General features: G+C 45.6%; 24 protein-coding genes. 16 read left to right on the top strand and 8 right to left on the bottom strand.

Translation table 11 applies throughout. The features are described from left to right. Position 1 precedes the first annotated feature (1 nt). From sdhD to ICN30_RS05805, 3 genes are all read right to left on the bottom strand, one after another. Complete coding sequence (gene sdhD, locus ICN30_RS05815) at positions 2-367, bottom strand: succinate dehydrogenase, hydrophobic membrane anchor protein (protein WP_114691369.1); 366 nt, start codon at positions 365-367, stop codon at positions 2-4. A gap of 24 nt (positions 368-391) precedes the next feature. Then, on the bottom strand, positions 392-811 hold the full coding sequence (gene sdhC / locus ICN30_RS05810; protein WP_216181217.1) for a succinate dehydrogenase, cytochrome b556 subunit: 420 nt from the start codon (positions 809-811) through the stop codon (positions 392-394). 143 nt (positions 812-954) lie between these two features. Continuing rightward, positions 955-1692, bottom strand: a complete 738-nt coding sequence (locus ICN30_RS05805) for a GntR family transcriptional regulator (protein ID WP_216273960.1) — start codon at positions 1690-1692, stop codon at positions 955-957. A gap of 151 nt (positions 1693-1843) precedes the next feature. On the opposite strand from ICN30_RS05805, the gene ICN30_RS05800 reads away from it, so the two are divergent. Together ICN30_RS05800 and ICN30_RS05795 are read left to right on the top strand one after the other, a co-directional pair. After that, positions 1844-2833, top strand: coding sequence for a malate dehydrogenase (locus ICN30_RS05800; protein WP_216133346.1), 990 nt, complete (start codon positions 1844-1846; stop codon positions 2831-2833). A gap of 12 nt (positions 2834-2845) precedes the next feature. Next, positions 2846-3220: a hypothetical protein gene (locus ICN30_RS05795; RefSeq protein WP_216273957.1), complete on the top strand. Its 375-nt coding sequence runs from the start codon at positions 2846-2848 to the stop codon at positions 3218-3220. A gap of 79 nt (positions 3221-3299) precedes the next feature. Here the strand turns inward: ICN30_RS05795 and ICN30_RS05790 are convergent, their stop codons facing one another. Together ICN30_RS05790 and yaaA are read right to left on the bottom strand one after the other, a co-directional pair. Continuing rightward, positions 3300-4511 carry a DUF2863 family protein gene (locus ICN30_RS05790; RefSeq protein ID WP_216273955.1) on the bottom strand — a complete coding sequence of 404 codons (1212 nt, stop codon included), beginning with the start codon at positions 4509-4511 and terminating at the stop codon, positions 3300-3302. A gap of 11 nt (positions 4512-4522) precedes the next feature. Then, positions 4523-5299 (bottom strand): peroxide stress protein YaaA, encoded by a 777-nt coding sequence (yaaA, locus tag ICN30_RS05785; RefSeq protein ID WP_216273953.1) that lies wholly within the window; start codon positions 5297-5299, stop codon positions 4523-4525. A gap of 68 nt (positions 5300-5367) precedes the next feature. On the opposite strand from yaaA, the gene ICN30_RS05780 reads away from it, so the two are divergent. From ICN30_RS05780 to ICN30_RS05720, 13 genes are all read left to right on the top strand, one after another. After that, a complete protein-coding gene (locus ICN30_RS05780; protein ID WP_216273951.1) occupies positions 5368-6570 on the top strand; it encodes a pyridoxal phosphate-dependent aminotransferase in 1203 nt (400 codons plus the stop codon). 40 nt (positions 6571-6610) lie between these two features. Continuing rightward, positions 6611-7318: a glutathione binding-like protein gene (locus ICN30_RS05775; RefSeq protein ID WP_216274155.1), complete on the top strand. Its 708-nt coding sequence runs from the start codon at positions 6611-6613 to the stop codon at positions 7316-7318. Between the two features lies 1 nt (position 7319). After that, positions 7320-8174, top strand: coding sequence for a 3-hydroxybutyryl-CoA dehydrogenase (locus ICN30_RS05770; RefSeq protein WP_216273948.1), 855 nt, complete (start codon positions 7320-7322; stop codon positions 8172-8174). Between the two features lie 42 nt (positions 8175-8216). After that, entirely contained in the window at positions 8217-8696 is a 480-nt protein-coding gene (locus tag ICN30_RS05765) for a DUF3429 domain-containing protein (RefSeq protein ID WP_370626604.1), read from the top strand. A gap of 10 nt (positions 8697-8706) precedes the next feature. Then, positions 8707-10020 (top strand): replication-associated recombination protein A, encoded by a 1314-nt coding sequence (locus ICN30_RS05760; protein ID WP_216273946.1) that lies wholly within the window; start codon positions 8707-8709, stop codon positions 10018-10020. Continuing rightward, positions 10017-10658 (top strand): 2-hydroxychromene-2-carboxylate isomerase, encoded by a 642-nt coding sequence (locus ICN30_RS05755; protein ID WP_216273944.1) that lies wholly within the window; start codon positions 10017-10019, stop codon positions 10656-10658. Before ICN30_RS05760 ends, ICN30_RS05755 begins: the two co-directional genes overlap by 4 nt. Positions 10659-10737: 79 nt before the next feature. After that, a complete protein-coding gene (locus tag ICN30_RS05750) occupies positions 10738-11286 on the top strand; it encodes a peptidylprolyl isomerase (RefSeq protein ID WP_255533139.1) in 549 nt (182 codons plus the stop codon). Positions 11287-11323: 37 nt separating this feature from the next. Then, on the top strand, positions 11324-13150 hold the full coding sequence (locus ICN30_RS05745) for a bifunctional chorismate-binding protein/class IV aminotransferase (RefSeq protein ID WP_216273939.1): 1827 nt from the start codon (positions 11324-11326) through the stop codon (positions 13148-13150). A gap of 9 nt (positions 13151-13159) precedes the next feature. Next, complete coding sequence (locus tag ICN30_RS05740) at positions 13160-13720, top strand: NUDIX hydrolase (protein WP_216273937.1); 561 nt, start codon at positions 13160-13162, stop codon at positions 13718-13720. Positions 13721-13733: 13 nt separating this feature from the next. Beyond that, positions 13734-14471: a leucyl/phenylalanyl-tRNA--protein transferase gene (gene aat, locus ICN30_RS05735; RefSeq protein ID WP_216273935.1), complete on the top strand. Its 738-nt coding sequence runs from the start codon at positions 13734-13736 to the stop codon at positions 14469-14471. Further along, positions 14468-15223: an arginyltransferase gene (locus ICN30_RS05730; RefSeq protein ID WP_216273934.1), complete on the top strand. Its 756-nt coding sequence runs from the start codon at positions 14468-14470 to the stop codon at positions 15221-15223. The genes aat and ICN30_RS05730 overlap by 4 nt, the downstream gene beginning before the upstream one ends. 9 nt (positions 15224-15232) lie before the next feature. Then, the gene (locus tag ICN30_RS05725; RefSeq protein ID WP_216273933.1) at positions 15233-16264 is read left to right on the top strand and encodes a quinone-dependent dihydroorotate dehydrogenase; all 1032 of its coding nucleotides are present in this window, start codon (positions 15233-15235) and stop codon (positions 16262-16264) included. Between the two features lie 92 nt (positions 16265-16356). Beyond that, a complete protein-coding gene (locus tag ICN30_RS05720) occupies positions 16357-17175 on the top strand; it encodes an IclR family transcriptional regulator (RefSeq protein ID WP_216228988.1) in 819 nt (272 codons plus the stop codon). 28 nt (positions 17176-17203) lie between these two features. Here the strand turns inward: ICN30_RS05720 and ICN30_RS05715 are convergent, their stop codons facing one another. Both ICN30_RS05715 and ICN30_RS05710 read right to left on the bottom strand, forming a co-directional pair. Continuing rightward, the gene (locus tag ICN30_RS05715) at positions 17204-18256 is read right to left on the bottom strand and encodes a serine hydrolase (protein ID WP_216273932.1); all 1053 of its coding nucleotides are present in this window, start codon (positions 18254-18256) and stop codon (positions 17204-17206) included. 109 nt (positions 18257-18365) lie between these two features. Beyond that, positions 18366-19253, bottom strand: a complete 888-nt coding sequence (locus ICN30_RS05710) for a DMT family transporter (RefSeq protein ID WP_216273931.1) — start codon at positions 19251-19253, stop codon at positions 18366-18368. 205 nt (positions 19254-19458) lie between these two features. Here ICN30_RS05710 and ICN30_RS05705 point away from each other — a divergent pair, with 205 nt between their 5' ends. After that, positions 19459-20025 (top strand): phasin family protein, encoded by a 567-nt coding sequence (locus tag ICN30_RS05705; RefSeq protein ID WP_216273930.1) that lies wholly within the window; start codon positions 19459-19461, stop codon positions 20023-20025. Positions 20026-20120: 95 nt separating this feature from the next. Here the strand turns inward: ICN30_RS05705 and ICN30_RS05700 are convergent. Continuing rightward, positions 20121-20216, bottom strand: a 96-nt coding sequence (locus tag ICN30_RS05700; protein ID WP_216217816.1) for an IS3 family transposase, incomplete at its 5' end; no start/stop codon positions are given.

Raw genomic sequence — 20216 nt, 5'->3', positions numbered from 1 at the left:
ATTACACTTTCCACAAAATTTGTACGGCATAAGCCGCACAGGCTACGAGATACAAAACAGTTAACACTTGCAGTGTTAGACGAATACTGACTGGCTTGATGTAATCCATCCAAATATCGCGGATACCAATCCAAGCGTGATAGAACAAGCTAATGAAGAATAAAAGCGTCAAGAGCTTCATGAACTGATTGCTAAACAATGCAGCCCAGCCTTCATAAGTCGCGCTACCAGTGATGCAGTAGTCAACAACTAAAACGATTGTGAAAACAACCATCACGATGGCAGTTACACGTTGAATAATCCACTCTTTAAGGCCGTAGTGCGCTCCAACAACTAAGCGCTTAGGTCCAATTTGATAAATAGGCATTAGATTTCCTTAATGAAGAAGTGCTTAGTACAAGCCAAACAATTTGAGACCAACAACCGCAGTCAAAGCAAGACCCAAGAAAAATACAAAGATCGCTGAGCGGTTGGCATCTACCTTTTCAACACCAATCTCTAAATCCAACAAGAGATAACGAATACCGGCGCAGAAATGGTGCAAGAAAGACCAAATCAATCCAAGGAGAATGATCTTGACAAGAACATGACCTGTAATGGCTTGGAACTTTTGGTAGCTCATCTCGGAAGCCAAGCTTTGATCTAAAAGATAAAGCAAGAATGGCAACATTAAAAATAATGCCGCTCCACTAATGCGATGAAGAATTGATACTTTTCCAGCCCAAGGAAGGCGGTATTTGATCAACTGGGCAAGACCAATGTTTCGATAAACCGGTCTATCTTTTTTTACGTTTTGCTGTGCATCAACCATGGGCAATCTCAATCTTTCGGTGGAGGTTCAGTGTGGTTTTGTTGTGTTGCAACATATTCTATTGGAAACCTTGGGGGTGGTGGGGACTTTTTAGCGTTTAAAGGGGTTAAATAGTGGTTTTTACTGCTTTTTGAGTGTACTACCTAGTTCAATTTATTGTCATAGTGCTGATCAGAAGTGTCATACCTTGCGTGACGAATTTCTACTGGTTTATTCCCGTAGGTGAAAGCCACACGCTCAACAGATAGCAAGGCAGCCCCTTCTGGAACTTCTAGGTACCCAGAAAGCTCTGGATTAGCCAGGACAGCCTTTATTTTTTCTTCTGCCCGCACCATATGAGTAGCGTATTCACTTTCATAGAAGGCGTACATTGGGCCAGGCCATGCATTCAGGGCATCCAGGGTTAGACCCTTAAAGCGACCCTCAGGCAACCAAATCTCCTCAAAAACAATCGGGCGACCTGCGGAGCTTTGAACTCGATCAATCCGAATAATAGGGTCACCTGCCTTTAATTTAAGCAACTTTGCGATGTAAGCATCAGATTGCATGTTTTTGCAGGCTAAAAACTGGTTTTTGAGATGTAATTTATCGCCAGAATCCGGCTCTAACCGTAAAAAACGGTATTGAAAGTCCTCTTCTTGGTGAGTTGCTACAAAAGTACCCTTGCCTTGACGTCTCACCAGTAGATTTAGAGCGGCTAACTCATCAATCGCCTTGCGCACCGTACCCTGACTGACGGCATATCGGGCTGCAAGCTCCATTTCACTGGGGATAGCGTCACCAGGCAACCATTCGGATGCCTGCAAACTCGCCAAAATCATGGCTTTAATTTGCTCATAAAGTGGGCTAAATGAGGCTATGGGTTCAGATATCAACGACAAATTAACTCCAGGGCAGCTTCTATTGGATAAAATTCAAGCTTATCTCATATCTTATATAAGACATGATTGACAGTGTAAATGGAAAGTCCATACACTTGAATGGATAATAGAAAAGATTTCAATTAATTAACCTCAACTGGAGTTATTAGTAATGGCAAAAGCCCCAATGCGTGTAGCAGTCACCGGTGCAGCCGGTCAAATCGGATATTCCCTTCTCTTTCGCATCGCCAATGGCGATTTATTAGGCAAAGATCAGCCAGTAATCCTCCAGTTACTTGAAATTCCAGATGAAAAGGCTCAAAAAGCTTTAGCTGGCGTAATGATGGAATTAGAAGATTGCGCATTCCCATTGTTGGCTGGCATGACAGCCCACTCTGACCCAATGACAGCATTTAAAGATATCGACGTTGCTTTGTTGGTTGGCGCACGTCCACGTGGTCCTGGTATGGAGCGCAAAGATTTGCTGTCAGCTAATGCGCAGATTTTCACAGCCCAAGGTAAAGCATTGAATGCAGTTGCCAAGAAAACTGTGAAGGTATTGGTTGTTGGTAACCCAGCAAACACCAATGCTTACATCGCCATGAAATCTGCTCCAGATATTCCTGCGAAGAACTTCACAGCAATGTTGCGCTTAGATCACAACCGCGCACTCTCACAATTAGCTAACAAGCTGAACAAGCCAGTTGCTGATATTGAGAAATTAGTTGTTTGGGGTAACCACAGCCCAACAATGTACCCAGACTACCGCTTTGCAACTATTGATGGCAAGTCTGTAAAAGATAGCATCAACGATGCAGCATGGAATAAAGATACTTTCATTCCTACAGTTGGTAAGCGTGGCGCGGCAATTATTGAAGCACGCGGCCTCTCCTCTGCAGCGTCTGCAGCTAACGCAGCAATCGATCACATTCGCGACTGGGTTCTCGGCACAAATGGCAAGTGGGTCACTATGGGCATTCCATCTAAGGGTGAATATGGTATTCCTGCTGAAGTAATTTACGGCTACCCAGTAATTTGCGAAAACGGCGAATACAAAATGGTTGAAGGCTTGGAAATCGATGAGTTCTCACGTGAGCGCATGAACCACACCCTCAACGAATTGCTTGAAGAGCAAGCTGGCGTTAAGCACCTCCTCTCATAAGGATTACTACACATGAAGAAAACCCTTCTCATCATTAGCCTAGCAACAGCTGGCCTCTTGGGCTCAGCATCTGCTATTGCTAACGAAGAAGTAACTGCTTGGACTTGTAGCGAAAGCAAGCAATTCAAAACTTCAGGTACAACTGAATTGGTTCGCATTACTTGGGAATCCAAAACATTTGACTTGAAGCGCGAAAATTCCTTACCAGGAAGCTTGCGCTACAAAAACACCAACACTGGGCATGACCTCGTGGTGCTGGGTAACAAAGCAATGTTGTTTAACATTAAGTCTGGAACTCGTCTTGCTGATTTCTGCCAAACTGCAGAAATGAAAACAGGTAAGCTCCCGCACTTATTTGCAAATTCAGAGCCTTTTATTCAGAACTAAAAGTAATCGCATCAAAATAAAAAAGCCGAGAATTTCTCGGCTTTTTTATTGCCACCTTTTTCAGGTAAATGAATTTGACTTAGTGAAACAAAGGCTGCTGCGTAGGAGCATCGTCTGGCAACTCAGCATGAACAGCATCGCCCGATCGATCTGGAAATAATGGTGCTCCGCAATCATCGCAAAGCTCCGGATCAAACAACATTGCATGACGAAAGACATCCTCAACACCAGCATCATGAAGCGCATCTGCAATCCGCTTCATCGGACTCTCATCATCAGATAAATCATTCAGAGCATCATTGGCAACGCTCTCGCGATCATAGAGGGGCCAAATAACACCATAAACCACCTCAGGCGAGCCTTTCAAGCTAAATGAAATGCGGTACTCATCCGCCTGCTCCTCACCAAATGCACCCACCACACAAGACAATCCAGCAGGTAAAACTCCCAGCGTGCTCTCGAGAAAATTGACGCCAGCACGAATACTCAAAGGACGCACTTGTTTATCGGCTAAACGGCAGTTTGTGAAATAGGCTTCTGGCAACAAGAGCTCGAATTCACAGCCCGGCAAGAGTGCGGCAAGAGGTTCTTGCATCGTGTTTTGCCAACCAATCAAACTCACGCCCCGCTCCTGTCGCGTTGGCGCTTCTGCTTGCCAACGGAAAAGTGGAGTTCCCGAAGGCGCAGCAACAGCTGCGATGATGAAACGTGGATCAGCTAATACTGCAATCGTCTCTGACATCTCGCGCAACTCGAGCTTAACTTCGCTTGAAGAAATAGCCGCTGAGGCAAGCGCCTCAGTCAACAAACGAGTTTGGCAGTGTGAATGCGGCATTTGATCAATGCTATAGAGCCAAGGAACGATTGCTAATCTTGCATCTGTAGAGGCTATAGAGCTGTGTAATGCAGCTGCAGTAGATTCAATGACATTCAATGGCAGCGCACCAGACGGAATCTGATAGCGTGTGTGTGCCACGATAGGTAAAGCCAATAACAACACATCCCAGCTCTGACCCTCATGCTCGATAGTGAGTGATTCAGCAAGCGTCTCAGCAGAGTCTGCTAGCACCTCAAAAGCTACAGTATTAATACGGAAGGTTTGATCTAATGCCGCATCAATTACATTCTGATTTTGACTTTTCAGCAAACGCATTAAGCGAACATTTAAACGCTCTTCCCAAAAACGATCTTCCATTTGACTGCCAGAGGCAGCTAAAGAGATGGCGTCAGCTACCAGGCGCTCTACATCTGGGGAAGCGCGTTGTGAGGATTTAGTGCGATGAACAGCCATGGTGCACTCTCCTACTTTCTTTCGGGACGTCTAAATAGCGGTTTCTCTGGTTTTGATTCAGAGGCGACATATTTATAGCCATCCAAATTAAAGCCCTTCAAATCCGCAGGATCAGTAATACGATTTTCAACAACATAGCGAGCCATTAATCCCCTAGCCCGCTTGGCATAAAAAGAAATAATTTTGTACTTACCGTCTTTGCCATCCTGAAACACAGGGGAAATGACTGGGCACTCTAGGTTCTTAGCTTGCAATACCTTGAAGTACTCTTCAGAGGCTAAATTAAGGAGGACTGGTTTCTTTTGCTTCTCCAGTACCTTCTTAAGCGAATCGGTCACACGATCACCCCAAAATGCGTATAAATCCTTTCCTCGGACGTTCTTGAAGGATGTACCCATCTCTAAGCGGTATGGTTGCATTAAGTCTAAGGGGCGCAATGCGCCATATAAGCCAGAAAGAATGCGGATATGATCCTGTGCAAAATCAACTGCCTTGGTATTAAGGGTGTTCACGTCAAATCCATCATAGACGTCGCCATCAAAGGCATAAATAGCCGGCTTGCTATTTTCATCGGTAAATTTCTTGGACCAGTCGCGATAGCGGCCTACGTTCAGAGCGGCCAACTGATCTGATAAACCCATGAGATTGGCGACCTCTTGAGGCGAAAGCTTCTTAAGCTCGGCTATCAACTTTGCCGATTCCGAAACAAACTCCGGCAAAGTCGGGGCTTTGACCTTGACGGGGGTTTTGTAATCTAAGGATTTAGCAGGTGAAAGTACGATCAGCATGGCACAATTTGAATATGAATTTCTACCATTCTAGCGACTACCTACCTTATTTGCCTTAAACCGCCAGCATGGACCAAAACCACCCTCTGACCCCCGCCTTCCCTAGCCGACTACCCGATGTAGGGACAACAGTATTTACGGTGATGTCTGCCCTCGCTGCAAAACACCAGGCCATCAACTTGGGCCAAGGCTTTCCAGACTTTCCATGCGATCGAGAACTCATATCCCAGGTTAACAAGGCAATGCTGGCCGATCATAACCAATACCCGCCAATGATCGGGGTTGCAGATTTACGTCAGGGCGTGTCACAAAAAATATCCACTCTATATGGTCATGGCTACGATCCTGATACTGAGATCACCATCACTGCTGGTGGTACTCAAGGAATCATGACGGCAATCTTATCGTGCGTTAGTCCGGGTGATGAAGTTGTCATTATTGAACCGGCCTACGATAGCTATCGTCCCTCTATTGAATTGGCTGGTGGCAAAACTGTTGCCGTATCTTTGACTGCTAATTGCGATGAGCAAGGATGCGTTAATTCGTATTCAATACCCTGGGATGAGCTAGCAAAAGCAATCAATCCAAAAACACGACTGGTCATCATCAACACACCTCACAATCCAACCGGTATGGTGTGGCAGAAATCTGATCTTGATCACTTAGCCAATTTAGTAAGAAATACAACTGCGCTGATCTTGAGTGACGAAGTTTATGAGCACATGGTGTTTGACGGATTCAAACATATCAGTATTGCAAGTCATCCTGAATTAGCGGCGCGAAGCTTTGTAATATCAAGCTTTGGTAAAACCTATCATGTCACCGGCTGGAAGGTAGGCTATGTAGCTGCACCCGCAGCAATGATGAAGGAGTTTCGCAAGGTACATCAGTTCAACGTATTTACGGTGAACACACCAATGCAATATGGTTTAGCGGAATACCTCAAGAATGCAGATCATTACCTGGCGCTGCCATCTTTTTACCAAGCTAAGCGGGATTTTTTTAGTAAAGGACTGGGGCGCACTGGTTTCAAATTATTACCAGCACCAGCAACCTATTTTCAGTGCGTCAATTACACCAAGTTAAATATTCCCCAAGCCAAAATGAGCGAAGCCGATTTCTGCTCCTGGCTGACCACCGAGGTCGGTGTAGCCGCTATTCCTGTTTCTGTTTTTTATGCCAAGCCTGTTGAGTCAGGTGTGATCCGTTTTTGTTTTGCTAAAGAAGAAAAAACGCTTAGCGCAGCATTAGAGCGTTTACAAACCCTATAAAAGAGAAAAGATTATGGCAAAAAGTAAACCCAATAAAGACATCATTGATGTTTATAGCTGGCCAACGCCAAATGGGCATAAGGTGCACATCATGCTCGAGGAGTGCGGCTATAGATTAGGAAAGGACTGGATTGCCCATCCGATTGATATTGGAGCTGGTGACCAGTTCAAACCCGACTTCTTGGCGATTAGCCCAAATAACAAGATTCCAGCCATTACGGATCCCAATGGTCCGGATGGCAAGCCGATCCACCTCTTTGAGTCTGGCGCAATCCTGCTCTATCTAGCAGCCAAAACAGGGAAGTTTTTACCCAAATCCACTCGAGCCAAATACGAGGTCTTGCAATGGCTTATGTTCCAAATGGGGGGTTTAGGGCCACTTTTAGGTCAAAACCACCACTTTCGGATCTACGCACCCGAAAAAATTGAGTACGCAATCAATCGCTACACTAATGAAGCTAAGCGCCTATATGGGGTGATCGATCATCAACTGAAAGATAATCCCTATATTGCTGGAAAGGGTTACTCCATTGCCGATATCGCGATATTCCCATGGACACGTAATTGGAAAAATCAAGGTATCGATATCAACGAGTACCCGCATTTCAAGCGCTGGTTTGAAATGATTGGTGAGCGCCCTGCTGTTCAGCGTGGGGTTGAAGTATTAACTGCATTACGTAAGCCCTTGCATGATGACAAAGCAAGAGAGCAATTATTTGGTTCATCACAGTATCAAAAAAGGAAATAGCATGAAGATTCAATCGGTCGGAGTTATTGGTGCGGGTACGATGGGCAACGGTATCGCGCAAGTATGCGCAGTTGCTGGACTAGATGTTGTGATGGTCGATATCAGTGATGCAGCGGTTGAGCGTGGTTTGAGTCAGATCAGCAAGAGTTTGGATCGACTTGTTAAAAAAGAAACGTTAACGACTGAAGGTAAGGATGCGGCATTAAAGCGTATCAAAGGCAGCACTTCATATGCTGACTTCAAGGGCCTTCAATTAGTGATTGAAGCTGCCACCGAAAATCAAGCTGTTAAAGAAAAGATTTTGAAACAAGTTGATGAGATCGTCAGCAAGGAAACCATTATTGCAACGAACACCTCTTCACTATCTATCACTAAACTTGCTGCCCTAGATTCAAACCCAAGTCGCTTTATTGGTATGCACTTTTTTAATCCGCCACCAATGATGGCACTGGTTGAAGTGATTCGCGGTTTGCAAACTTCGGATGCAACACACGCAGCCATTATTGAAATGGCTAAGCGTATTGGCAAAGAGCCAATCACCGTTAAGAACTCTCCTGGATTTGTCGTGAATCGCATTTTGTTACCGATGATTAACGAAGCCTTCTTTGTGCTACACGAAGGCCTAGCGAGTCCTGAGGATATTGATGCCGGCATGAAGTTGGGCTGCAATCAACCAATTGGCCCCCTTGCCCTGGCTGACTTAATTGGCCTAGATACCTGCCTTGCAGTAATGGAGGTTTATTTTGAGAACTTCAGTGACTCAAAATATCGCCCATGCCCACTGCTACGCGAGATGGTTGCTGCAGGTTACCTCGGTCGCAAAACTGGGCGCGGCGTCTATACCTACGATCAGTAATTTTTCAATCCACTATTAACCCATCTTGATAAAGAAGTATTTGTGAACCCATTGCAACCCCTAGTTCGTAAATTAGCCTACGCTGGCCTAATCCCATTTGTTGGTCTCGCCTTAATGGTGCAGTTAGCACCGACACCACTCAATTATTTGAGCGCAGAGTCCTTGGCTGGTTATGGGGCTGTGATTACTGCCTTCATGGGTGCATTGCATTGGGGCGCTAATTTGCACACACTAGGTAAAGCACCTCCAGGTGATCGCTGGGAAGACCGGAATGCGTGGATTTGGGGTGTGATACCAGCATTAGTTGCCTGGGTTGCGCTACACATTTATATTCCAGTTGGTCTAGTCATCTTGGCATCGGCTTTGGTTATCCAGCGCAATATTGATAAAGAAACTTATCAATACTATTTTTCTAGTGAAGAGGCTTGCGCGGCTTTTATCACTCTACGCAATCGACTTACATTGGTTTCTGCCAGCTGCTTAATTTGGGCTGCTCTTGTAATTTTGTTTGTACAGAATTAAATCGGTAGCAATGGGTAATCTATTTGATCAAGCACCTCCGCCTCCACTGGCCGAGGCCTTGCGCCCAAAAACTATTGAAGAAGTCATTGGGCAAACGCATCTACTGGCATCAGGCAAGCCACTCAATTTAGCCTTTGCCTCTGGAAAACCTCACTCGATGATTCTTTGGGGTCCACCAGGGGTTGGTAAGACCACCCTAGCAAGACTTTCTGCAAAGGCTTTTGATCGCGAGTTCATAGCCATATCAGCAGTACTTGCAGGCGTAAAAGAAATTCGCGAGGCTATTGAGCAAGCCCAACAAAGCATGTCTCAATATGGCAGACAAACTATTTTATTTGTAGATGAGATTCATCGCTTTAATAAAAGCCAACAAGATGCCTTATTGCCGCATGTTGAGTCTGGCTTGTTTACCTTTATTGGCGCCACAACTGAAAACCCTTCGTTTGAGGTGAACTCAGCCCTACTCTCGCGAGCACAAGTCTATGTACTGAAATCCTTAGGCGCTTCAGAGTTAAAGCAATTATTTGATCGGGCGCGCGAATATGCAATGCCCGATATTACTTTCGAGGCTCATGCAATTGATAGCCTGATCTCTCATGCAGATGGCGACGCTAGGAGACTGCTCAATTTGGTTGAGCAAGTTCGTAATGCAGTTACTACTCCTAACTCCAACATCGCAACCGTTGATCAACAGTTCATTGAGAATGCCTTAACTGTTCAGGCCCGCCGTTTTGACAAAGGCGGAGATCATTTTTACGATCAAATTTCTGCCCTACATAAATCGGTACGTGGCTCTAATCCGGATGCAGCGCTGTATTGGTTTTGCCGAATGCTAGATGGTGGTGCAGATCCGCGCTATCTCGCCCGAAGAATTATTCGCATGGCCTGGGAGGATATTGGTCTTGCAGATCCAAGAGCAATGCAGCTAGCAAATGATGCCGCCCAAACTTTTGAGCGACTTGGCTCTCCCGAGGGTGAGTTAGCGCTAGGACAAGCGGTTGTCTATTTAGCCATTGCCGCCAAAAGCAATGCGAGCTATAAGGCATACAACGCAGCAAGAGCCTATGTTGCAAATGATCAAAGCAAACCAGTCCCTAATCATTTACGCAATGCTCCGACCAAACTCATGAAAGAGTTAGGCCACGGCAAAGAATATCGCTATGCACATGATGAGCCACATGCTTATGCTGCTGGAGAGTCTTATCTCCCAGAGGGAATGGCAGAGCCACATTGGTATGAGCCAGTTGATCGAGGCTTAGAGAGTCAGATTGCTGAGAAGATGGCTTTCTTACGCAAGTTAGATGAGGAATCGAATAAGAAATGACTCAAGAGCTAAAGAGTGCAACTCCAATTGCTGGGACTTTTTATTACGACATCATCTCTCCTTTTTCGTATTTCTACATCAAGCAGCGTCACCGCCTTGATCAGCGCGTCAATATTCAACCAATCCCGATCTTGCTCGGCGGTCTCTTTCGAGCAACCGATAATCGCGGACCTGGAGAAATAGAAGCAAAGCGCCCTCACACATACCAATACTGCGTATGGCTTGCTGAAAAGCTTGGCTTGCCATTTCAATTTCCAGATCACCACCCTTTTTTGACTGTTGCTGCGCAGCGTCTACTTGCTCAGCAAGATGCTCAATGGGAAATGGTTGAACGTGCATTTGAATACGTTTGGGTGGAAGGTAAAGATCCCAATTTATCTTGGCCTGAATTCTGCCAATATCTTGGTCTAGCGGCGGACACACCGAAACCAGACGCACCTGAGACCAAAGCAAAACTAATTAGCAATACAGAGAAAGCCAAAGCAGATGGTGCATTTGGCGTACCAACCCTGGTAATTGATGGTCATGCGTTTTGGGGAGTGGATACCATCGACTGGGCCTTGGATTATCTAGATAGGCCCGAGATGTTCGAAGAGGTAGCTTATCAGCACGCGGGCCAACTTCCATCCGGCCTTTGAGCAATACAATAAGATTTATCCCATTTTTACTAGATTTTTAAGGACTTTCACTATGCGCAAAATCATTGCCTCCCTATTCATGATTGCCAGCCTAATTACCAGTGCGGCATGCTTTGCAGGCCCTAAGGTTGAATTCAAAACCACCATGGGTAATTTTGTAGTCGAACTTAATTCTGTAAAAGCGCCAAAAACCACTGCCAACTTTTTGAACTACGTAAATAGCGGGTTTTATAACGGCACTATTTTTCACCGCGTCATTGATGGCTTCATGATTCAAGGTGGCGGCTTTACTCCTGACTTGGTTCAAAAGCCTACTAATGCCCCAGTAGTTTCAGAAGCTCAAAATGGACTCAAGAATGACACCTACACCATTGCAATGGCTCGTACGTCTGATCCCGATTCCGCAACAGCCCAGTTCTTTATTAACGTTAAGGACAACGAAGGCTTGAATTATCCAAATGCGATGGGCAATGGCTACACAGTATTCGGCAAAGTCATTTCTGGAACGCAAACTATTGATGCAATCCGTAAAATTCCTACGATGGTTGCATCAGCACCGAAAATGGGACGCATGGCAGATGTTCCTAGCAAGACGGTTACGATTGAATCCGCTACTGTCCTCAAGTAAATTCTCTAGGCCTATTTGAGCTCTGACGGTCAATAGCATGATCTTGCTCGATGATGCCCAGAGCACTCAGGCTAGGCCTAGCAGCCGCCTCTATGAACATGCACTTCAACACTGGACTGTCTACCCGCAGTCCAGTCATTCAGAAACAATTGCCGCTGTAGATCAATGCTTACGGGATATCCGCAAAGCATTAAGTCAAGGCGAATATGTTGTCGCAGCGTTTGCTTATGAGCTGGGCCTATACATCCACAAGATAGATCGACCTATTGCCGGGGATAAGAAAAGTCACCCGCTAATACAGGCATGGTCTTTTGAATCTTATGAGTGCTTAAGTAAAGAAAGTGTTGATACCCTCATTGAGAATCGCTTTTCATCTGTGGGGTCTGAAGCTCAAGTTGCAGGTATTGCCAATCTACACTTTTCTATTAATGAAGAGCAATTCAAATCTGATATTGAGACCATTCAAGAGTACATTCGTAATGGCGATACGTATCAAATTAATCACACCTTTCGGATTACGGGAGAGGCCTATGGTGACCCACTTGCACTATATGCACGATTAAGAAGTCGCCAGCCAGGAAGATTTGGCGCATTTATTGAGAGTGACTCTAACTACATTCTCTCCCAGTCCCCTGAATTATTTATTCAGAAGCAAGGCGGCACTCTAAAAGCTATGCCTATGAAAGGCACAGCTAGTGCACTGAATGATTCAGCGGAGCACTTGTCAGCAGATACCAAGAATCAAGCAGAGAACGTCATGATTGTCGATTTGCTACGCAATGATCTGAGCCGCTTAGCCTTACCGGGAACCGTTACTGTTCCTGAGCTCTTTGAGGTTGCCAGGTACGGTGATGTGCTGCAAATGACATCAACCGTGCAAGCTGAAATAAAGCCAGGAATTGAGTTGCATGATGTACTCAATGCTGTCTTTCCTTGTGGTTCTGTAACTGGGGCTCCCAAAAAACACAGCATGCAAATCATTCAAGAATTGGAGCCACAAGATCGCGGTTACTATTGCGGCGCACTTGGCTGGATGGATCCTAGCGGTGACTTTGCATTTAGCGTCCCTATTCGCACGCTTGAAATTGAACGAGATAACGATTCGCATGCTGCAACATTCACATTGGGAATAGGCGCCGGCATTACGATTGATTCTGAAGCTGCACAAGAGTGGGAAGAGTGCCAAATTAAAGCGGCCTTCTTAAGTAAGCTCCCTAGTAAGCTTGGCTTGTTTGAAACAATCTTAGTTCGGGAAGGTAAAGCTCAGCATCTGCAACTTCATCTAGGGCGCCTGTCTGATTCAGCCTTAGCGCTTGGCATCCCCCACTCCATGACCGACATAAGCAAGCTTATTGAGAGTGCTTGCGAAAATATCTCTAGCGATACCGACTACCGCTTGCGATTGGATTTAGATCATTCAGGAAAGCCCAGCTATCGAATATCCCCAATAAGTCCATTAGCAAATTCCGTAAAGATTTATTGGGCAAGCGACATTCTTCCTGACCGAGGCAATGCCACCCTTCACTCAGGCAATGTTTTACTGAGGCATAAAGTGAGTAGTAGAGATATTTATGATCGGACCTGGAAATTAGCAGAAGAGCATGGCGGCTTTGACGCTCTTTTTGTTAATGAACAAGGCTTTGTTACCGAGGGCGGAAGAAGCAGCATCTTTATTAAGTCTGGCGATCGCTGGCTTACGCCACCAGTCACAGCGGGTCTACTGCCAGGGGTAATGAGGTCAATCATATTGAATGATCCCAAGTGGAATGCCCATGAGGCAAACCTGACTATTGATGATGTACGAAATGCAAAAGAGATTATGCTTAGTAATGCACTACGTGGCCACATCCCCGCCCATTTTTAGAAAGACCGCATGAAGTTTTGCTCGCACTGCGCAGCACCTATTAGCATCAAGATTCCTGCGGATGATTCGCGGGAACGTCATGTTTGCGATTCTTGCGGAAGCATTCATTATTTCAATCCACGCAACGTGGTCGGCAGCATTCCCGTCTTTGGCAAGCAAGTTTTATTGTGTCGTCGTGCCATAGAACCTCGCCATGGCTACTGGACTCTTCCCGCTGGATTTATGGAACTTGGTGAAAGTACCAGCACTGGTGCAGCAAGGGAAACTCAAGAGGAGGCTGGCGCCATTGTTGAGATCGGCCCGCTGTACTCCCTACTTAATGTGCCACATGCAGAGCAAGTTCACCTCTTCTATCTAGCCACAATGACTTCACCTGACTTTCAAGCAGGAGACGAGAGTCTTGAAGTTGCCCTATTCAATGAGCAAGATATTCCGTGGAGTGATATTGCCTTTCCAACAGTGAAACAAACTCTAGAGTGGTTCTTCGCCGATCGCACCGCAGGAGTATTCGATTCGGGTCTTGAGTTTGGTGTTCGCAGCAGAGATATTCTGCCAACAGAAAAAATCTAATCATCGCAAGATCATGAGCAATATCAACTGGCTGGGATCTCAGGATGAATTTCCTAACCCAATTGATTGCGCAGATCCAGACCCGAGCGTTCCTGGCTTAATAGCAGTTAGTGAGCGTATCTATCCAGGGCAACTAGCTCGCGCCTACCAAATGGGAATATTCCCCTGGTACTCGGATAATCAGCCAGTTTTATGGTGGTCACCCAACCCCCGAATGGTATTGAAGCCTAAGAACTTTAAGTGCCATGACTCGCTGAAGAAAACTATTCGACACTTTTTAACGGATCCTCAAAAAAACATCGTCGTTGATGATGATTTCGGAGCAGTCGTTCGCTCTTGCGCAACCGCCAGGAGAAAAGATCAAGATGGCACATGGATCACCCATGAAATCATGGATGCTTATACGCAACTTCACGAGCAAGGTCATGCACACAGTATTGCGGTAACTGAAAATGGGCTATTGATTGGCGGCCTGTATTGCGTTGCATTTGGCGGGATGGTTTTCGGAGAATCGATGTTCAGCCATCAAACCGACGCCTCCAAAATTGCTTTAGCCGCCCTTGCAGCTTGGTGCGAGCAACATCAAGTCGAAATGATTGACTGTCAGCAAGAAACCGCCCACCTAGACTCTTTGGGGGCGGCACCAATATCTCGGGCTGAATTTTTAACTCATCTGCAAGTTGCATTAAAGCAAACTAATATAGAGATTCCTTGGACATTTGATAAAGCAATTTTGCGTCACTGGCTATGACCCAATTAAAAGAACTTCCTTTAACCGAGCTTCAGTTCTATGCAACAGCACCCTATCCTTGCAGCTATTTGCCAGGCAAGACTGCTCGCTCACAGGTGGCTACGCCCTCACACCTCATACATGCTGATTTATATGGTGAACTAGTCAATGCGGGTTTTCGTCGTAGCGGTCTATATACCTATCGACCCTATTGCGATGAATGCAATGCCTGCACAGCAACCCGCATCCCAGTAAAACAGTTTGCACCAAACCGTAGTCAAAAACGATCCTGGAAAAAACATGCGGGACTAGATATTCGTGTTCTGAATTTAGGCTACCAAGAAGAGCACTATCAGCTTTATCAAACCTACCAAAGCAATCGCCATTCTGGTGGCGATATGGATCAAGGTAGTGAAGATAGCCAAGACCAGTACATGCAATTTTTATTGCAAAGTCGAGTCAACTCGAGAATCGTTGAATTTCGTGATGGTCCACATGACCCCCATCCAGGACGCCTTCGAATGGTGAGCATGATCGATGTCTTGGATCAAGGCATCTCTTCTGTGTACACCTTCTTTGATACCAGCAATACCTCTGCCAGCTATGGGAGCTTTAGCATTCTGTGGCAAATTCAGCAGGCCCTAGGATTAGATCTGCCCTATCTATATCTCGGCTACTACATCGAGAATAGTGAAAAAATGTCCTATAAGGCCAAGTTCCAGCCCATAGAAGGATTGATGGATGATCATTGGCAACCCATCATTGGGCCATAATATCTACCCATGATCGATAGTTATCCTCTTCTACGCCCTTGGCTATTTTCTTTAGACCCAGAGCAGGCGCACAACCTGACCCTGAGCAATCTTGATCGCGCGCAGCGCTGGGGCTTATTGCGTCACCTAGTTGAGCAACCTGCTGCCGATCCCAGAAACTTATGCGGCATTACCTTTCCAAATCCAGTTGGGCTTGCCGCCGGACTAGATAAAGATGGCAAACACATTGATGCCCTTGGCTCCTTAGGTTTTGGTTTTTTAGAAATCGGTACAGTCACGCCGAGGCCACAACCTGGCAATCCAAAGCCCCGCATGTTTCGCTTACCGCAAGCGCAGGCCATCATTAATCGCATGGGCTTTAATAACGATGGTGTCGATGCATGTGTCAAGCGTGTTCGCAACTCTTCATATTGGCAAAATGGTGGCATCGTTGGTTTAAACATCGGCAAGAATGCAAGCACCCCAATTGAGGATGCTGCTAGCGATTACGTCACGGCCATGGAAGCGGTATATGAAGTTGCTTCATATATCACCGTCAATATCTCCTCCCCCAATACACAGAATTTACGTGCCCTTCAAGGCGAAGAGATGTTGCGCGCCTTACTTGGCTCTCTGCATTTAGCGCGTGAAGCCCTATGCGATATGCATGGTGTGCGCAAACCTCTCTTTTTAAAGATTGCACCTGACCTAGATCAAAATGACATCAAACTCATTGCCGATCTCTTGCTTGAATTTAAGATTGATGCAATCATCGCGACAAATACAACGATTGCACGTGACGCAGTTCAAGGTCTTGAATTTGGACAAGAAGCTGGCGGCCTGTCTGGCGCTCCAGTTCGCATTGCCTCTACTGAAGTGGTGAAGAGTCTTAAGCAGTATTTAGGTGACGCTATTCCCATTATTGGCGTAGGCGGCATTCTGTCTGGCAAGGATGCAGAGGAAAAAATGGAGGCTGGTGCGAGTCTAGTTCAGCTCTATAGCGGCCTAATTTATCGCGGTCCAAAATTGATCTCTGAGTGCGCAGCTGCATTAAAAAAGTAGCTTAGAAGGCTGAAGGCTCAATAATCGCTTTTTGGCATTGAAATCGCGTTTCATATTGTGCAATTTTGATAAAAATCGCTACAATTAACAGCATGACCACGAGCAAACCTGAAAAAGTAGCAAAAGTGCCTGGCGAGGCTGGCAAAACAGCCATCCAGGTAGTTGAGCGCATGATGAATCTGCTCGATGCCCTAGCAACCCATGAAGAGTCCAGTAGCCTTAAAAATCTCGCTGAAGAGACAGATTTACACCCCTCTACAGCGCATCGCATCCTGAATGACCTAGTTGCCTGCCGGCTCGTAGAACGTGGCGATGGCGGCACCTATCGTCTTGGCCTTAAATTACTCGAGCTTGGGAATTTGGTTAAGGCGCGCCTTTCAGTTCGCGAGGCCGCTCAAGCACCAATGCGAGCCCTACATAAACTCACTGGCGAGACTATCAACCTATCAGTACGCCAAGGTGATGAAATTGTTTACATCGATCGTGCATATAGCGAGCGCTCTGGCATGCAAGTAGTTCGTGCTATTGGTGGTCGCGCACCGCTTCACCTCACATCGGTAGGCAAATTGTTTCTGGCAAGTGATGATCCAAGCCAAGTTCGAGCGTACGTTACTCGTACTGGCTTAGCTGGGCACACTAGAAATAGTATTACCGAATTAGGAAAACTGGATTCAGAACTCAATCAAGTGCGTAAATTAGGCCATGCTCGGGATAATGAAGAATTAGAGTTGGGTGTTAGCTGTGTTGCCGCAGAGATTTTTGATGACAGCGGTAAGTTAGTAGCGGGACTGTCATTAAGCTCCCCTACCGATCGCATTCAAGCGGATTGGCTGAAGCTCTTACAAGATACGGCTTTGCAGATTTCTAAGGGGATGGGTTACAAACCCAAGGTCAACGACCCAAACTCCTAAAACTGAATTTCGTTTACGAATACAGCTCTTACATTAAGCGACGAATTGCATGCGGCTCACCTGAAGGCATGCGCTCATACCAGTCACGCACTCTAACCGCATCCGCAAAGCGTGACTGCGTGCCAACAGAGTCTAAGAAAACCAGCAACAACGGCGTGTTGTTTACTCTAGCCTGCATCACTAAGCACTTACCAGCCGCATTAATAAAACCTGTTTTTTGCAGGCCAATATTCATATCACCAGCACGTACTAAACGATTAGTATTTAGGAACTTCTGCGGACGTTTTGCAATCACCATAGTTAAATCAGGCCAAGTCGAAAACTCGCGAATCATTTTGTATTGATAAGCAGCGCTCAACATACGTGTGAGATCTTCAGCAGATGCCACATTCTCACTCATTAACCCTGTTGGGTCTGCAAAATGCGAATGCGTCATACCAATCTCTTTTGCCTTGCGATTCATAGCATCTACAAATGCTGGAATACCACCTGGGTAATTTCGACCAAGAGTATATGCGGCGCGATTCTCAGAGGACATTAATGCTAACAACAAGGCTTCTTCGCGCGTTAATACTGTACCGCCTGCAAGACGTGAAGTTCTATAGATATGAACATCATCTGCATTGATGACAATAGTTTCATCAAGTGGTAATTTGGAGTCGAGAACTACCATCGCAGTCATTAGCTTGGTGATAGATGCAATCGGAAGACTTACAGAGGGGTTCTTCTCAAAATAAACCTCTTTGGTGTCTTGATTGACTACCATTGCTACGCTGGACTTCAGACTGAGATCATCATGCTGGCCGCGCAATCCCAAGGCAGTTGCAAATGAAGGTCTAGCTTCTACAACCGGGTCGCTAGAACGTGTAACAGTTGTTCGAACGGCCTTGGATTTCTTGGGAGATTTGGCGACCTTCTTGATTTCTACTTTAGTGGTTGATTTAGCGCTTGATTTGGCTGAAGATTTAGTCGTCTTGGCTGCTTGAGAATCTTTATTAGCTGCACCCGCCTGAAAAGAAAAGGCTACGCCAAATGACATAAATACAGCTAGAGCGATAAGCCTAAATCGATTCAAATGCATCCCCAAATACCTTCCAAAACTTTTAACATACCGAATGATAAATAACTTTTGCTTCTATGCAGCAATTAGTGACTGCATGGGCAGTAAAAATACCTGCTTATAGTGCTGCCTACTCCGCAATCGTCGCAACAACACTGGCCTGTCCACGATTCACCAGTACTACGCCAGTCATAGTCAGCAATAAGCCCCCTGCCATCATTAAAGTGAATGGCTCATCAAATAGGAACCATGCCATTACTGCAGTGGTTGGCGGCGTCAAATACAAGAGGCTCGTTACCTTGGTTGCCGCGCCTTTACGAATCATCATAAAGAGCAGGCTAATCGAGCCTATAGAGAGCGGGAAAATTGCCCAGAGCAATGCACCAACAACGGAAGCATTCCACACCATGACGCCAGATTCAAAGTAATACATACAAATAAAGCAGAGAACAGCGGATACACCAAACTGAATAGATGAGCCGGCGCGAAGATCGAATACTGGGCAGAATTTCTTCTGATAGAGAGTGCCAAATGTTATTGAAAGCAAGGCGGCAAAGGCGAGTACATAGCTAAACAAGGGGATATGGGCGAAACCAATTTTTTCCGCAACTACTAAAGCCACACCAGCAAACCCAAAGCCCAAACCGATCCACTGACGACCAGTCACCCTCTCAGAAACCCAGGCGGCAAACCAAGCGGTCAGAATTGGCTGCAAGCCAACAATAATCGCCACTAGACCAGCCGTCATTCCCAAGCGCACAGCAAACCAAACGCCCAGCAAGTAGCCAAACTGAAGCAACATCCCTGCAACCGCAATGTGCTTCATTTGAGACCAGCTTGGCCAGCTTATCTTCCACACTAGGCTGAGACATGCCATGGCCATTAAGACGCCTGCAAATCGCCAAAATAGGAAGGTGGCTGGCTCTACGTAAGGCATCGCTAAACGTGCAATTACAAAGCCTGTACTCCAGATCACTACAAATAGTGGTGCAATTAGGCTGTCTAGCTTCAATTTCATGGATAACTTATTGAAAATGTGGAGTTTTTTATTTAATCACTGATTTTAGGCCTTTTTGAATACCCATATCTCGCTTTATAAATTGTGTAGTGCATTATGTTGCAGCGCACCATTGTTGCTGTAAAATGGTGCGTAATTAAATTGACAAGCTCCAGATATAGCTCATAGTGAGCAAAGAGATTGAGTCCACAAGAAAGGGATTGAAATGAACTTAACGCCAGAACAAATAGCAGCAGCGCAAAAAGCAAATTTAGAGACCTTAAGCGGACTTACCAGTCAAGCATTGCAAAGCATAGAGAAATTGGTTGAGCTCAATATGCATATTGCTAAGCAAAGCCTAAGCGATAGCATGAGCAGCGCCAAGAAAGCCCTGGAAGTAAAAGATATTCAGCAACTCCTGGCACATCAATCAGAAGCCGTCCAGCCGATGGCTGAAAAAATCATGGCCTACAGTCGCCATCTTTATGAATTGGCCCACGAAACACAAGCAAGCTTTACAAAGTCTGCTGAAAAAGAGATGCAAGCGGGCCAGAAAAAAATTAATGCTTTGGTTGAAGACTGGACTAAGAATGCACCAGCAGGATCTGATGCTGCTGTGAATGCCATGAAACAAGCCATCGCCTCTGCTACCAACGTTTTTGAAACAAGCCAAAAGGCAGTAAAGCATGCGGTTGAAGTAGCTCAAACAAATTTGAGCAATGCTACTAGCTCAGTTGAGAAGACTATGAAAACAAGCAGCAAGCCTGCGACTAAATCCAGCAAGAAAAAGTAATACGGACCTTAGTATTGAATACCCTCTTTCCACAAGAGTGGAAATAAAAAAAGCCCCTAGTTTTTGAACTGACCCACAAAAGTTGGACAGTTTGATTAGGTTACCAGAAGGGATTGAGTTCGGTATTGCACCGGGCTCAATCCCTTTAGTTTTTGCTTGATCCGATCATGGTTGTAGTAGTGGATATATTC

This window comes from Polynucleobacter sp. 31A-FELB (assembly GCF_018882405.1).
Taxonomy (GTDB): domain Bacteria; phylum Pseudomonadota; class Gammaproteobacteria; order Burkholderiales; family Burkholderiaceae; genus Polynucleobacter.
Note: the sequence above shows the minus strand (reverse complement) of the source record. Positions and strands in the feature narration are given on the sequence as shown.

Bases quoted from the DNA above. Each gene is read 5' to 3' on its own strand.
- sdhD (WP_114691369.1), bottom strand. From the start codon at position 367: ATGCCTATTTATCAAATTGGACCTAAGCGCTTAGTTGTTGGAGCGCAC.
- sdhC (WP_216181217.1), bottom strand. From the start codon at position 811: ATGGTTGATGCACAGCAAAACGTAAAAAAAGATAGACCGGTTTATCGA.
- ICN30_RS05800 (WP_216133346.1), top strand. From the start codon at position 1,844: ATGGCAAAAGCCCCAATGCGTGTAGCAGTCACCGGTGCAGCCGGTCAA.
- ICN30_RS05795 (WP_216273957.1), top strand. From the start codon at position 2,846: ATGAAGAAAACCCTTCTCATCATTAGCCTAGCAACAGCTGGCCTCTTG.
- ICN30_RS05790 (WP_216273955.1), bottom strand. From the start codon at position 4,511: ATGGCTGTTCATCGCACTAAATCCTCACAACGCGCTTCCCCAGATGTA.
- yaaA (WP_216273953.1), bottom strand. From the start codon at position 5,299: ATGCTGATCGTACTTTCACCTGCTAAATCCTTAGATTACAAAACCCCC.
- ICN30_RS05780 (WP_216273951.1), top strand. From the start codon at position 5,368: ATGGACCAAAACCACCCTCTGACCCCCGCCTTCCCTAGCCGACTACCC.
- ICN30_RS05770 (WP_216273948.1), top strand. From the start codon at position 7,320: ATGAAGATTCAATCGGTCGGAGTTATTGGTGCGGGTACGATGGGCAAC.
- ICN30_RS05760 (WP_216273946.1), top strand. From the start codon at position 8,707: ATGGGTAATCTATTTGATCAAGCACCTCCGCCTCCACTGGCCGAGGCC.
- ICN30_RS05755 (WP_216273944.1), top strand. From the start codon at position 10,017: ATGACTCAAGAGCTAAAGAGTGCAACTCCAATTGCTGGGACTTTTTAT.
- ICN30_RS05750 (WP_255533139.1), top strand. From the start codon at position 10,738: ATGATTGCCAGCCTAATTACCAGTGCGGCATGCTTTGCAGGCCCTAAG.
- ICN30_RS05745 (WP_216273939.1), top strand. From the start codon at position 11,324: ATGATCTTGCTCGATGATGCCCAGAGCACTCAGGCTAGGCCTAGCAGC.
- ICN30_RS05740 (WP_216273937.1), top strand. From the start codon at position 13,160: ATGAAGTTTTGCTCGCACTGCGCAGCACCTATTAGCATCAAGATTCCT.
- aat (WP_216273935.1), top strand. From the start codon at position 13,734: ATGAGCAATATCAACTGGCTGGGATCTCAGGATGAATTTCCTAACCCA.
- ICN30_RS05730 (WP_216273934.1), top strand. From the start codon at position 14,468: ATGACCCAATTAAAAGAACTTCCTTTAACCGAGCTTCAGTTCTATGCA.
- ICN30_RS05725 (WP_216273933.1), top strand. From the start codon at position 15,233: ATGATCGATAGTTATCCTCTTCTACGCCCTTGGCTATTTTCTTTAGAC.
- ICN30_RS05720 (WP_216228988.1), top strand. From the start codon at position 16,357: ATGACCACGAGCAAACCTGAAAAAGTAGCAAAAGTGCCTGGCGAGGCT.
- ICN30_RS05715 (WP_216273932.1), bottom strand. From the start codon at position 18,256: ATGCATTTGAATCGATTTAGGCTTATCGCTCTAGCTGTATTTATGTCA.
- ICN30_RS05710 (WP_216273931.1), bottom strand. From the start codon at position 19,253: ATGAAATTGAAGCTAGACAGCCTAATTGCACCACTATTTGTAGTGATC.
- ICN30_RS05705 (WP_216273930.1), top strand. From the start codon at position 19,459: ATGAACTTAACGCCAGAACAAATAGCAGCAGCGCAAAAAGCAAATTTA.